Here is a 13928-nt window from a genome sequence, read left to right as displayed (position 1 = left end):
GGATTGACGGGCTCTCTTAAACCGATTTAACTGCGGCGCGGTCAGGGCATTCATTCCTGTCGCGCCGTTTCCTTTTGGAGCCCGTTATGTCTTTCCAGAATGCGTCCCTCGGGCGCTGGGCCGTGGCGGCCTGTTTCTTCGTCAATGGGTTCATGGTCGGCAGCTGGGCGCCGCAGATCCCCGTTGTCGCCTCCCGCTTCGAGCTGAGTGAAACGGCGCTTGGCCTTTTGATCCTCGTTTTCGGCTGTGGCGCGGTGTCGGTCATGCCCCTGTGCGGCTATCTGATCGGCCGCCTTGGCTCGCGCCGGGTGCTGCGCGTTGCCGCCGTCGTCTGCGCGCTTTCCTTTGCGGGCCTCGTGGCTGCCACGCAGATCTGGCAGATGGTGGCGGCCCTTTTGTTCTTTGGCGCGTTTCTGGGGGCGATGGACATTTCCATGAACGCCAATGCTGTGGCGGTGGAGCGCTCGCTCGGCCGCGCGGTCATGTCGTCTTCGCATGGGTTCTGGAGCCTTGGCGGCTTCGTCGGCGCAGGCCTCGGCGGCGTGCTTCTGGAGCGCTATGGCTACATGGCGCATGCGGGCATGGTCGTGGCGTTTGCCTTCGTGATCGCGCTCGCCATGCTGCCGTTTCTGATCGTCGAGGCGCGTCCGGTGGCAGGGCAGGCCGGTGGCGCGCGGGCAGGTTTCCCGCGCAACCCCATGGTCTATGTGACGGGCCTGGTGGCGCTCACCTGCATGCTGCCGGAAGGCGCGGTGCTCGACTGGGCGGCCCTCTATCTGCGGCAGGAAATGGGCGCCGGCATTGCCGAGGCAAGCCTCGCCTTCACGGCTTTTTCGGGAACCATGGCGGTGATGCGCTTTGCCGGCGACCGGTTGCGCAACCGTTTCGGTGCAGTGCGCACGCTGCGTTATTCGGGCATCGTGGCGACCATCGGAATGCTGGGGGCGGGGCTTGCGCCCACGCCGTCTCTCGCCATCATCGCCTTCGCGCTGAGCGGCATGGGCATCGCCAACATGGTGCCGATTGTCTTTTCCGCCGCCGGCAATCAGCCGGGGCTCTCGCCCGGCGCGGGGATGAGCGTGGCCACCACGATCGGCTACTCGGGAATGCTGGTTGCGCCATCGCTTGTCGGCTTCATCGCCGAGCGCACCGGTTTTGCGCCCATCTTCCTCGCCTTTTCGGTTCTGCTGGCCCTTGTCCTTTCCATGGCGGGGCTCGTTCGCTCGGCAGACACCATCGCGGCGCACACCTGAAAATCCTGACCCTAGATACTGCCCATCAACATCAGGATGAGCACGATCACGAGGAGAAGGCCGAGCATGCCGGATGGGCCATAACCCCAGCCGCGTGAATAGGGCCAGGCCGGGATGGCCCCCAGCAGGATCAGAATCAGGATGACAATGAGGATTGTCCCAAGCGACATGATGTTCTCCTCGCATTCTTGAAAACCGTGCAATTCAACGCATTTGGCGCGTGCTGGTTCCCTGAAAATGCAAACGGGCCGCCATGCGGTTCAGTGCATGGCGGCCCGTCTGTTTGTCTGCCCTGAATGCTGCCTATTCGGCGGCTTTCGTAAATGTCTCTTCGGGCATGTCGGTGTTTGCGGGGTCGTGCTCCTCGTTCTTCCGGCGGCGGAAGAGACGTGCAAAGAGGCCCCGGCGCTGATGGCCTGCAGGCAGCGTTTCGCGCGTGAACACCATCAGCGCCGAGGGCGTGACGATCAGCGTGAGCGCCGTTGCAAAGGTCAGGCCGAAGACAATCGCGCTCGACAGCGAGACCCACCACTGCGTCGAGGGCGCGCCGATGGTCACCTCCTGATGGAACAGCTCAAGCCCAAGCCCGAAGGCGATGGGCAGAACGCCCAGAACGGCGGAGATGGCTGTCAGCATCACCGGGCGCGCACGTTCGCGGCAGGTCTGCAGAATGGCTTCCTGCTTCTTCCAGCCCTCGCGCCGCAACCGGTCATAGGTGTCGATCAGAACGATGTTGTTGTTCACCACGACGCCGGCCAGCGCGATGACGCCGATGCCCGACATGACGATGCCGAATGGCTGCCCGGTGATGAGCAGGCCAAGGAACACGCCGATGGTCGCCATCACCACGGTCATCAGCACCAGGAAAACACTGGTGAACTTGTTGAACTGGGCAAGCAGCACCACGAAGATCAGGAAGATCGCCGCGCCGAACGCCTTCATGAGGAAGGCGCTTGCCTCTTCGCTTTCTTCGTTTGAACCGGCAAGCTTCCAGCGGCTCTCGCCCAGATCCATGTCGCTCAGGGCGTTGATCACCTCCGCCTGCACGGCAGCAACCTGATAGCCGCTCGCCACATTGGCGCTGATCACGATGGTGCGCTGGCCGTCGATGCGGTTGAGCGTGCCGGTGGCGCGCTCCGGCTCGCGGGTCACGAAGTTGGAAATCGGCACCGGCCCCTGCGCCGTCTGCACGCGCAGCTGGTCGAGCGTCGAAAGCGTGCGCCGGTCTTCCGGCAGCCGCAGGCGAATGTCGACCGCGTCATCGACGCCGGCAGGGCGGTATTCCGAAAGCTTCAGACCATTGGTCACGAGCTGCACGACCGTGCCCACCGAGACCGGGCTGATGCCATATTGCGCGGCCTTCGCCCGGTCCACCTTGATCGCCCAGTCGATGCCGGGCGGGGGCAGGCCGTCGGAAATGTCGATCACACCCGGCACCTTTGCGATGGCCTGCGCGATTTCCGCAGCCTGATCGTTCAGGGGCGCCGGATCGGCAGCCGAAAGGCGGATCTGGATCGGCTGTCCGGTGGGCGGACCGGCATCGGGCACGCGAACCTCGATCTCGACGCCCGGCGTGCCGGCAAGCTCCTTGCGCAGATCGTCGAGAATCTCGCTTGCCGGTGCACGCTCGCGCCAGTCGATGAACTCGTACTGGATGACACTGATGACATCCTCATCGATATCCTGCCCGCCACCCTGTGTCTTGCCGACGCGCGTGTAGACGGATTCGATGCCGGGCCAGTTGAGCAGTTTTTCTTCAGCCGGCCTTGTCAGGCGGTCCATTTCTTCAAGCGAAATGTTGCCCCGCGCGTGGACATACATCAGGCCGTATTCGGGTTCGACGGAGGGGAAGAATTCAATGCCCGCACCGTATTCGCCATAGAAGTGAATGATGCCGCCAAGCAGCGCGATGGTGAGAAGCAGAACGGTTTTGGGAAAGCGCACCGCCTGCTTGACGAGACCCATATACCAGCCGTCCGGCTTCTCCTCTTCCTCGACATGCGCCTTGGCGAAGAGCGCGCCGAGCGTGGGCGTGAAGATCAGCGCATAGATCATCGAAGCGCTCAGCGTCACGATCAGCGTGATCGGCAGATATTTCATGAACTCGCCGACAATGCCCGGCCAGAACAGAAGCGGCGAGAAGGCGGCGATGCGGGTCATGGTGGCGGCGATCACCGGGCCGGCCATGCGCTTGGCGGCCAGCTCGAAGGCCTGCGCCTTGTCCATGCCTTCCGACATGCGCCGCTCTGCGAATTCGGTCACGATAATAGCGTCGTCCACCAGCATGCCCACGGCCAGAATGAGGCTGAACAGCACCACCATGTTGACGGTGAAACCGCCAAGAGAAAGCGCGTAGATGCCCATCAGGAAGGACGCGGGAACGGCGAGGCCAATCAGCAGCGAGGCCCGCCCCGACAGCGTGTAGAGAACGACGATGAAGACCAGGATCACGGCGATCAGCACGTGGTTCTGCAGGTCTTTCAGCATGTCGCGGATCATCACCGATTTGTCCTGGCTGTAAGACACGGTGATGTTGGCGTCGCTGCCTTCCTGGAACGTCGTGGCGATGGCCTTCACCGCGTCCACGGTCTCCACCAGATTTGCGCCGACGCGCTTCTTGACCTCGATGGCGATGGCGTTCTGGCCATTGAGACGGGTGATGGTGCTCGCATCCTTGAAGGTGGAGCGAATGTCCGCCAGATCACGGGCGCGCACCACCGCGTCAGGGCTCGAGACGATGGGCAGATTGGCCACGTCTTCCACTGTTTCGATCAGCGAAGGCACTTTCACGGCGTAGCGCCCGGCCTGACCTTCCAGCGAGCCGGCGGCAACAAGGCTGTTGGACGCGCCGACACCGGCGATCATCTGGTCGAGCTGAAGATTGTAGGAAGAGAGCTTCATTGGATCGATGAGCACCTCCACCAGCTCGTCGCGCGAGCCCTGCAGCGTGCCTTCCAGAACGCCTGGAATTTCCTCGATCTGGTCACGCAGTTCGCGGGCGGCCGTAGAGAGAACGCGCTCCGGCACATTGCCGGCCAGCGTCACGACGAGGATCGGGAATTCCGAAATGTTGACCTCGTGGACGGATGGTTCGTCAGCGCCCTGCGGCAGCTCGCGCCGCGCATCGGCAACCTTGGCCCGCACGTCCTCGATGGCGTTGGAGAAGTCGTAGCCCGCCTGAAACTCGACCAGCACGAAGCCGCCGCTCTGGAAGGCGGAGGAGCGCATCTCCTTCACGCCTTCAAGGCTTTTCAGCCGCGTTTCGATGGGGCGCAGCAGCAGGCGCTCGGAATCCTCCGGCGAAATGCCCTGATAGCCGAGGCTGACATAGATGATCGGGATCGGAACGTCAGGCTCCGCTTCCTTCGGGATGCTGACATAGGCAAGCGCGCCGGCGATCACGAAGAAAAGCAGGATCGATAAGGTCAGCCTGGCGTTTTGTATTGCAATGCGGACGATGTCCATCGGGCAGTCCTGTCTTGTCCCGTCGGAGCGCAGCCATCAATCTGCGGCGTGGGTGCCCCCGGTCTTGTTGTTCCTGCAGTCTCGGGCGGAGATTGCCTCCGCCATCGGGGCTGCCCTAACGGCCGGTCATCTCGGAAGCGAGGACGTCCGCCCATTGCTCGATAAGCTTCTTGTCCGCCGGCTCGGGCTTCACGATATCGCCTTCCGTCACCAGATCCTGTCCGGACACGATGATGTTGGCGTCGGCGGGAATGCCGGCGAGGAAGAGCGCGCGCGGCGTGTCGTCCAGCAGGTCGATGGGATAGAAGATGACCTTGCTGTCCCCATCGACGGCGCGCACGCCCAGCTCCCCGTGCCGGTTCAGTGTCACCACCGAACGCGGCAGCGCAACAGCCTGCACCGGCTCGGCGTGAATGCTGATCTCGGCCGTCATGCCGGCGGGAATTTTCCTGTCGGGGTTCGGGATCGCCACTTCCACGCGGAAGGTGCGGGTCTGCTGCGATGCCTCGCGGCTGACAAAACGAACCGTTCCCTTGACCGTGGAGCCGTTGACCAGCCGCACATCGGCTGCATCGCCCACGTCCACCGAACCCAGATTGTTTTCGCTCACCTCGCCGACCGCGATCACCGGATCGAGCTTGATCAGCGTTGCAATCTCCTGCCCCTGCTGAACCGATGCGCCGAGCTCCACATCGACCCTGTCGATGATGCCGGCAAAGGGGGCGCTTACGGTGATGCGGGCAAGGTCGGCTTCTGCCGCTTCAAGCTGTGAGCGCGCCGTGGCCAGAGCAGAGCGTGCGCCATCAAGCTGAAGGCGGGCCAGATTGCCGGATTTGGCGAGCCGGTCTGCGGCTTCGGCTTCAGCCTCGCGCTGCGCCAGAACCTGGCGCGCTGACTCAACCGCCGATTCCTTGCCCTCGCTCTCAAGCCGCAGGATCAGGTCGCCGGTGGAAAGCAGGTCACCCTTGGAAACCGGCAGTTCGGCAACAATGCCGCTCGCCCTCAGGGCAAGCTCGGAACGCTTGTCCGCCGCAGTCCGTCCCGAAATGCGGATGGTGCGCGAATGATCGACCTGCGGTGCGGACGCAACGATAACAACCTGGGCTTCCGCCGGTTTGTTTTCGGGCCTCTCGGCAACCGTCTGTGCTTCTTCGCTTGCGCTGCCGACCGACGAGAATTTGCCTGTGGCGACCCATGCTGTCGTCGCGACCAGAACGGCAATCGCGGCAATCTTATGCAACCTGAACTTCGGCATGTTGTTTTCCGATGCGGTAAGCCGGCCCGTCGATGAAGGACTGGCGCGATAGTGAGACGATCCGCGCAGAGGTCAATTCACAAAGGCAGTTCCTTGCGGCAAAAGCACGCTCCTATATCGCACGCACGGGCTTTACAAAAGCCAAACGGCTATTGCTCCTGACATCAACGAACGTCGGTCTGGAGCCGAAAAGCACGCGCGCACGACAGCTCTGGCGAGCTGGGTGCGCACCAATTGGGACATGTTGACAAAATTCGTAATTATGTCAACAGTGAAAGAAAAATGAGAGAGCGCAGGCAATGAATCTGATCGCCGGATGCACGGAAGACCCCAAGCGAGAGCGCATCCTCAATGGCGCCATGAAGGTCTTTCTCGCCTATGGTTTTGCGCGGACGACCATGGATGACATCGCCCGTTCGGCAGAGGTTTCGCGCCCGGCGCTTTATCTTCTCTTCCGCAACAAGGCGGATATCTTCCGGGCCATCGGCGTCTGCATTCTCGAGCAGTCGCTTGAGGGCGCGCGTGCCGGGCTGAAGGAAGAGGGCACTTTCGGCGAGCGGATCATGGCGTCGCTCGAGCGCGCCCTTTTCGGCCTGATCGAGATGGTCGACCAGTCGGCGCACGGTCAGGAAATTCTGGATATCGAGAACAAGCTTGCCGCAGACATCATCGCCGAATGGCGTGAAAGGCTGAGTGGCATTGTCGAGGCTGCGGTGGCCGAGGAGGCGGAGCGCTCCAAAGCGGATCTGGAGGCGCTTGGCCTTTCTGCGCGCGGGCTGGCCGATATCCTGCTCGATGGCCTTGACGGCATGCGGGTGCGCGGCATCTGCGGCAAGCCGGCGATTGACGGTGCGCGCCGGCTTGTACGGGTGATGGAGATTTCCCTTCTGGCAGCGCGCCCGGAAGCGCGCATCTGACGAAAGAGCTCGGGTTACTGCGCCGTCCAGCCGCCATCCATGGGCAGGGCGGAGCCGGTCATCTGGCTTGCATTATCGGACGCAAGAAACACCACGAACGCGCCCAGCTCCTCAACGGTGACGAACTCACGTGTCGGCTGTTTGGCGAGCATCACTTCGCGCACCACCGTATCGCGGTCCATGCCGTGCACCTTCATCTGATCGGGGATCTGCGCCTCGACGAGCGGTGTCAGCACATAGCCCGGACAGATGGCGTTACAGGTGATGCCCGTCTCGGCCAGTTCCAGCGCAACCGTCTTGGTCAGGCCGACAACGCCGTGCTTGGCGGCCACATAGGCCGACTTGAACGGTGAGGCGCGCAGGCCGTGCGCCGAGGCGATGTTGACGATGCGGCCCTTGCCGGCGGCTTTCATGTGTGGCGTTGCGGCGGCGATGGTGTGAAAGGATGACGAAAGATTGATCGCCAGAATGGCGTTCCACTTCTCAATCGGGAAATCCTCGACCGGCGCCACGTGCTGAATGCCGGCATTGTTGACCAGCACATCAATGCGGCCGAAACGCTCTACCGCCTGTTCCACGAGCGCGCGGCAGGCCTCAGGCTTCGACATGTCGGCGCTGATATAGACGGCCTCGACACCGTGTTTGGCGGCCAGTTTCCCGGCAGCCGCATGGTCTTCCGGCGTGTCGGAAAAAGAGTTGAGCACGATGTTGCAGCCGTCTGCGGCAAGAGCCTCGGCCACGCCCAGCCCGATACCGGAAGTGGAGCCCGTAATGACGGCTGTCCGGTTCTTTTGGTTCGATGCGCTGTTCATGGAGGTGGCCCTTTGTATCGCAAGACGTTATGTTGCGACGCAGCAAAGCGATGGGCGCCGGTGCTGTCAAGCAGGCTGATCGCTGCAAATGGGCGTTCGCGCCATTGACATTCCGGCCGCTGTCGGCCACCTCAAGCGCGACACGGCTGAAAACGGGACAGTTCCCCCATGACCGGAACATTCACGGCCAGCAAATCTATGAGCGGCTATTTTTCTTCGCCCTTTCCGCGGCGTGATGCGGTTGGCGTTGCTGTGGGCAATGTGATCGTCGGTGGTGATGCGCCGGTGGTCGTGCAGTCCATGACCAACACGGACACTGCCGACGTGGATCGCACGGTCGCGCAGGTGGCCGCGCTTCATCGCGCGGGCTCCGAAATGGTGCGCATAACGGTTGACCGCGACGAGGCGGCCGCCGCCGTTCCGCGCATCCGCGAGCGGCTTGAGCGCGTCGGCATTTTCGTGCCGATCGTCGGTGATTTCCATTACATCGGCCACAAGCTTCTTGCCGATCACCCGTCCTGCGCGGAAGCGCTTGCGAAATATCGCATCAATCCGGGCAATGTCGGCTTCAAGGACAAGAAGGACCGGCAGTTCGCCGCCATCATCGAAATGGCGATCAAATACGACAAACCGGTGCGCATTGGCGTCAACTGGGGTTCGCTCGATCAGGAGCTGCTCACGCGCCTGATGGATGAGAACCAGGAGCGCGGTGCGCCGATGACGGCGCAGGAGGTGACGCGCGAGGCCATCGTGCAGTCGGCGCTGCTTTCCGCCGAGCTGGCGGAAGAGATCGGGCTTGGCCGCGACCGCATCATCCTGTCGGCAAAGGTCAGCCAGGTGCAGGACCTGATCGCCGTCTACACGGAGCTGGCCCGCCGTTCCAACCATGCGCTGCATCTCGGCCTCACCGAGGCGGGCATGGGCACCAAGGGCATCGTCGCCTCGTCTGCCGCCATGGGCATTCTGCTTCAGCAGGGCATTGGCGACACGATCCGCATTTCGCTCACGCCGGAGCCCGGCGGCGACCGCACCCGCGAGGTGCAGGTGGCGCAGGAGCTTCTGCAGACCATGGGCTTCCGCCAGTTTCTGCCGGTGGTTGCCGCATGTCCCGGCTGCGGCCGCACCACGTCGACCGTGTTCCAGGAGCTCGCCCAGAAGATCGAGGGCGATCTGCGCAAGAACATGCCGGTCTGGCGCAAGAAATATCCGGGCGTGGAAGCGCTCAAGGTTGCGGTCATGGGCTGCATCGTCAACGGGCCGGGCGAATCCAAACATGCCGATATCGGCATTTCGCTGCCGGGAACCGGTGAAACGCCGGCTGCCCCCGTCTTCATCGACGGCAAGAAGGCTGCAACGCTGCGCGGCGAAGCCATCGCCGAGGAATTCGAGCAGATGGTCGGGGCCTATATCGAGCAGCGTTTCGGCGCGCGCAACGACGCCGAATAACCCCATCAAAGAACATCTTGAGGGCGCACGCCGTACCGGGTGCGCCCTTTGCTTTTCGGCCTGCCCTCAGGCCGTTGCAGCCAGCTTCTGCTCGCAACTGCGCCAGTGGGTGATCTTGTCCGCCAGTTTCTGCGGGGAGATCGGTTTGGGCAGATAATCGTCCATGCCGGCTTCGAGGCACTTCTCCCGGTCGCCCTTGAGCGCATGTGCCGTGATGCCGATGATCGGCGTACGGTCGCCGGTGATGGCTTCCAGCTCGCGGATCGCGGCCGTGGCTTCGTAGCCGTTCATCTCGGGCATGGAGACATCCATCAGAATGATGGAAGGCTTCAGCGCGCGGTGCATCTCGGCGGCCGTCTTGCCATTGCCGGCAATCCGGTACTTTAGGCCGAGCCCGTCCAGAACCTGGCTGAACACCAGCTGGTTGACCTCATTGTCCTCCGCCACCAGCACATCCAGCGCGCCATTCGCGCTGCGTGAGCTTGAGAGCCCGCGTTCGATGGGCGAGGAGGCGTGGATCTGGATCGGCTTGGCCGGAACCCTGACTTCCGGTTCGGGTGCAGCCGGTTCCGCCGGGCTCGCCTTTGCCGCACGGCTGCGTTGCATCACCGAGACGAGCGTTTCCAGCAGCATGGAGGAGCGGGTGGGTTTGTTCAGATGCGCGGCGATCCCGCACTCATTCACCAGCCGCGCCGTATCGTTCTGGTCGACCGACGTCAGAAGCACCAGCGGAATGTCCGCAAGCGCCGGGTCCGCCTTGATCATCTTGGCGACATCCGCGCCGTTCATGTCGGGCATCTGGTAATCGAGGATCACGCAGTCGACGCGGGCGTCGAGCTTGGCGGAATGCTGCAGGAAGGCCAAGCCCACCGCGCCGCTCTCGGCTGCGGCGCACTCAAAGTCCCAGCTCTTCAGCTGTTCCTGCAGGATCTCGCGGTTGATCGGGTTGTCGTCGATGACAAAGACGCGCGCACCCGAAACGTCCACCGGCGCGGTCGCCTGCGGGGCTTCCGTGCGGTCGACGGTCAGTGGCACGACGAAGGAGAACACCGAGCCCTTGCCCACTTCGCTGGTGGCCGTCATTGCGCCGCCCATCAGTTCGACAAGGCGCGTGGCGATGGCCAGTCCGAGGCCTGTTCCCTCATGGCGGCGGGTGGAGGAGGTGTCCACCTGCGCGAATTTCTCAAAAACCGCATCGAGCTTGTCCTGCGGAATGCCGATGCCGGTGTCCTCGACGCGCACGGACACTTTCGTGATGTCGCCCTCGATGCGCCCGGAAACGTCGATCAGAACATGGCCGCGCTCGGTGAACTTCACCGCATTGCCGACGAGATTGGTCACGACCTGCCGGAAACGCCCCGCATCGCCCATGAAGGAGCTCGGCAGCTCCGGGTCCACGCGCACGATCAGTTCCAGATCCTTCTCCGATACCTGCGAGGACACGAGCGCCGCCACGTCCTCAATGGCTTCGCCCAACCGGAAGGACGACTCATCGAGCTGGAGCTGGCCGGCGTCGATCTTGGAGAAGTCGAGAATGTCATTGATGATGGTCAGCAGCGCCGTGCCCGACTTGACGATCACGTCGACGAACATGCTCTGCCGCTTGTCCAGTTCGGTGCGCGCGAGCAGTTCGGCCATGCCCATAACGCCATTCATCGGCGTGCGGATTTCATGGCTCATATTGGCCAGGAATTCAGACTTGGTGCGGTCTGCGGACTGCGCTTTGATCTTCTCCGCCGCCAGCGAGATATTGGCGCTGTGCAGCTCCTGATGCGCACGCGAAATGCGATACATCATCGGCACGAAGATGCGCATCGCCAGAAGAAGGCTCGCTGCGATCATCGCGATGGCGACGCCGATCAGGCCCAGCTGCAGCGTCCCGTGGCTTTCGATCATCTGCGCGTTGAGCATGTCGGAGATGCGTTTCAGCTCCGGGCGCACCTGTGTGTTGGCGAGCGCCTGCAGCTCCCTGAACACGCGCTGGGCGGTGGCGTTCTGATAGTCGTTGAAGACTTCCAGCCGGTTTGCCTGCGAGATGACATCGCGGATCTGTGTGCGCAGCGCCTTGTCGCCATCTTCGCCAAGCCAGATGCGCCTGACGGTTTCCGGCACCGCGTGGCCGGTAATGTCGGTGGCGAGCGATCCGGTCTGCAGCACCGGCGCCACTGTTGTTCCGCCGACCTGCCGATAGGTCAGGCGCTGGCTCTCCATCGTAGTCACTTCGCCGCTGATGGCGAAGTCCAGCGCCTCATAGGCGTCGCTGAGCTGATCGAGCGCGTATTCCAGTTCGTCATGGGTGAGGTCCGCCTGGGCGCTGTTCTGCGGGCGAAGCTCTGCCTGTTCGAGGCGCAGCGCATTGTGGATCACGTCATTGGTCACATCGGCCATGTGGCTGATGAATGCACTGAAACGCACCTGGTTCTTCGTGGCCTGCGTTTGCCATAGCAGGATCCCCGTTCCGGCCATGACTGCCATCACAAACCCCACCAGCACGACAATGAGGCGCGCACGCATATACTGCTGTGTAGCTACTGTAGGCATTACTCTTCCCAAGACGCCCCCCAATTCCCGTAAGAATTGAGCATCTGGATTAATGCCCGATTAACGCTAAAAAGATGTGTTTTTCATTCTGCTGATGCTCAACACAAGCAAAGAGAAGCGTGTTTAGAAAGAAAAGATGCAGTTCAGGCCCGGCAATGCGTGGTCTCTTGTCTCCGGTTAAGATGTGCCTGAGCCAAGAAATGCGCGCAAAAGAGCACAACCCGGCGCGGAGCGCGCGGGCGTAAAAAAGAAAAAACGGGTTGAACCTGGTTTAGCTCTGGCGTTCGGCGACGAAACGCGCGGCCTGTTTCAGCGTGTCTGCGCGTTCGCCGAAAGGCTCCAGAATATCCTCGGCCTGGGCAACAAGCCCCCTGAGCTGCTGGCGTGTCCAGTCGATCCCGTGAAGGCTCGCAAGCGTCGCCTTGCCGGCGGCGGCGTCCTTGCCGGTTGCCTTGCCCATCGCTTCGCTGCTGGCCGTCAGGTCGAGCAGATCGTCGGCAAGCTGGAAGGCGAGCCCGATGGCCGCGCCGAATTCGCCGAGGCGTTCGATGTCCGCGTCCTGTGCGCTGCCGATCACGGCGCCCGCCTCGCAGGCAAAGCGGATCAGCGCGCCCGTCTTCATCGCCTGAAGCCGCAGAATTTCGTCTTCGCTGAGGCTGCTGCCCTCTGCGGCCAGATCCAGCGCCTGACCACCGGCCATGCCGCCCATGCCCGAAGCGCGGGCGAGCCTGTTGACCAGCGTGATCTTGGCTTCAGCGGGCAGCGCCGTTTCAGGCGCGCTCACAATGTCGAACGCATAGGTCAGGAGACTGTCGCCGGCGAGAATGGCTGCTGCCTCGTCAAACGCGCGGTGAACGGTCGGCTTGCCGCGGCGCAGGTCGTCATCGTCCATTGCCGGCAAATCGTCATGGACCAGAGAATAGCAGTGGATGCACTCGAGCGCTGCCGCAACGCGCAGCGCAGCCGTGTCGTCCGTCGCCTCAAACAGCGCTGCCGTCTCGAGCACGAGGAACGGCCGCAGCCGTTTGCCGCCATTCAGAACGCCATGGCGCATGGCTTTCAAAAGGCGGTCGGGGCGGTAAAGTTCGCCTTCCAGCGGTCGCGTGTCGAGCAGTCGGCGCAGTTCGCCTTCCACCATATCCGCGCCAGCGGCAAGTTTCACTTCAAACGGCAGTGTCATCGTCTCGTCCATGCCGGGAGCGATGCCGTCAAAGGGCGTCCGGGTCAAGTCCGTTTGTTTGCGCCATTGCGCCGAAAGCCCCTGGCGGCTATGCGAAAGGCTGGTTTTGAGGCGTAACGTCACACTGAGGGAAAAACAGGTTTGAGCGGCCCCACAGTCGACCCGGAGAAAAGGACGACGAACAGGCGTGGCGGGCGTCGCGGTCGCAAGGCGGCCGGGCGGCGCGCAGGCGGTCGGGCGTGGCTTGGTTGGTTTGCCCGGCGTGTTCTGCTCGTTCTTGTGGTGCTGGCGCTCATTCCCGCGCTTCTGACGCTTCTCTATCGTGTGCCGGTGGTACACCCCATATCGACATTGATGATGCGCGATCTGGTCACCTTCACCGGCTATGACCGCGACTGGAAGTCTCTCGAAGAAATGGGGGATCTGGTCCCGCATTCGGTGATGATGTCGGAAGACGGTCAGTTCTGCGCCCATGATGGCATCGACTGGGCTGCGCTCAACCTCGTCATCAACGATGCGCTTTCGGGCGAGAAGACGCGGGGCGCATCCACCATCCCCATGCAGACGGTGAAGAACCTCTATCTCTGGCAGGGCCGCTCCTTCGTGCGCAAGGGGCTGGAACTGCCGCTGGCGATCTATCTGGATCTGGTTCTGCCGAAACGGCGGATCATGGAGATCTATCTCAACATCGTTGAATGGGGGCCGAACATCTACGGCGCTGAAGCCGCTGCGCAGCATTATTTCGGTCGCCCGGCATCGCAGCTTTCGCGCCGGCAGGCGGCGCTTCTGGCGGTCACGCTGCCCAATCCGCTGGAGCGCAATCCGGCCAAACCCTCAAGCGGGTTGAACCGGCTTGCCGCGAAGATTGAACAGCGTGCGCGCAAGGCCGGCGGTTATGTGGGGTGTTTGAAGCCCTGATCATGCGCTTTCGTTGAAAAAAGCGATGCGCCCCACTGGCCAAAACCTCTTTGGACGTGTATAGGCACGCCGACTTCCAATTCCCGGCCGAAATGCTGGGCCTCTGGATTGAAGGGGCCGCAACGGCCTTTGACCGATTAG

Annotated in this window: 10 protein-coding genes; 4 read left to right on the top strand and 6 right to left on the bottom strand. The window is 62.6% G+C overall.

Features of this window, described 5'->3' with window-relative positions; translation table 11 throughout:
• Window positions 1-86 precede the first annotated feature (86 nt).
• Entirely contained in the window at window positions 87-1253 is a 1167-nt protein-coding gene (locus JYP46_RS13975) for an MFS transporter (RefSeq protein ID WP_206548422.1), read from the top strand.
• An 11-nt stretch (window positions 1254-1264) separates the two neighbouring features.
• Here JYP46_RS13975 and JYP46_RS13970 read toward each other — a convergent pair whose 3' ends face one another.
• From JYP46_RS13970 to JYP46_RS13960, 3 genes are all read right to left on the bottom strand, one after another.
• Entirely contained in the window at window positions 1265-1423 is a 159-nt protein-coding gene (locus JYP46_RS13970) for a DUF3309 family protein (protein WP_206548421.1), read from the bottom strand.
• Window positions 1424-1556: 133 nt separating this feature from the next.
• Window positions 1557-4718, bottom strand: coding sequence for an efflux RND transporter permease subunit (locus JYP46_RS13965; RefSeq protein ID WP_206548420.1), 3162 nt, complete (start codon window positions 4716-4718; stop codon window positions 1557-1559).
• A 115-nt stretch (window positions 4719-4833) separates the two neighbouring features.
• A complete protein-coding gene (locus JYP46_RS13960) occupies window positions 4834-5973 on the bottom strand; it encodes an efflux RND transporter periplasmic adaptor subunit (protein WP_206548419.1) in 1140 nt (379 codons plus the stop codon).
• Between the two features lie 299 nt (window positions 5974-6272).
• On the opposite strand from JYP46_RS13960, the gene JYP46_RS13955 reads away from it, so the two are divergent.
• Entirely contained in the window at window positions 6273-6890 is a 618-nt protein-coding gene (locus JYP46_RS13955) for a TetR/AcrR family transcriptional regulator (protein ID WP_113153300.1), read from the top strand.
• Between the two features lie 14 nt (window positions 6891-6904).
• Here the strand turns inward: JYP46_RS13955 and JYP46_RS13950 are convergent, their stop codons facing one another.
• Entirely contained in the window at window positions 6905-7702 is a 798-nt protein-coding gene (locus JYP46_RS13950; protein ID WP_206548418.1) for a 3-hydroxybutyrate dehydrogenase, read from the bottom strand.
• A gap of 198 nt (window positions 7703-7900) precedes the next feature.
• Between JYP46_RS13950 and ispG the strand changes: the two genes are divergently transcribed.
• Window positions 7901-9148 (top strand): flavodoxin-dependent (E)-4-hydroxy-3-methylbut-2-enyl-diphosphate synthase, encoded by a 1248-nt coding sequence (ispG, locus tag JYP46_RS13945; protein WP_206546234.1) that lies wholly within the window; start codon window positions 7901-7903, stop codon window positions 9146-9148.
• A 66-nt stretch (window positions 9149-9214) separates the two neighbouring features.
• Here the strand turns inward: ispG and JYP46_RS13940 are convergent, their stop codons facing one another.
• Complete coding sequence (locus JYP46_RS13940) at window positions 9215-11689, bottom strand: hybrid sensor histidine kinase/response regulator (RefSeq protein WP_222474123.1); 2475 nt, start codon at window positions 11687-11689, stop codon at window positions 9215-9217.
• A 271-nt stretch (window positions 11690-11960) separates the two neighbouring features.
• Window positions 11961-12881, bottom strand: coding sequence for a polyprenyl synthetase family protein (locus JYP46_RS13935; protein WP_390906827.1), 921 nt, complete (start codon window positions 12879-12881; stop codon window positions 11961-11963).
• Window positions 12882-13010: 129 nt separating this feature from the next.
• On the opposite strand from JYP46_RS13935, the gene mtgA reads away from it, so the two are divergent.
• On the top strand, window positions 13011-13787 hold the full coding sequence (gene mtgA, locus JYP46_RS13930; protein ID WP_206548417.1) for a monofunctional biosynthetic peptidoglycan transglycosylase: 777 nt from the start codon (window positions 13011-13013) through the stop codon (window positions 13785-13787).
• The last annotated feature ends 141 nt before the right edge of the window (window positions 13788-13928 follow it).

The organism is Nitratireductor aquimarinus (assembly GCF_017255295.1).
In the GTDB taxonomy this organism is placed as follows: Bacteria; Pseudomonadota; Alphaproteobacteria; order Rhizobiales; family Rhizobiaceae; genus Nitratireductor; species Nitratireductor aquimarinus.
Note: the sequence above shows the minus strand (reverse complement) of the source record. Positions and strands in the feature narration are given on the sequence as shown.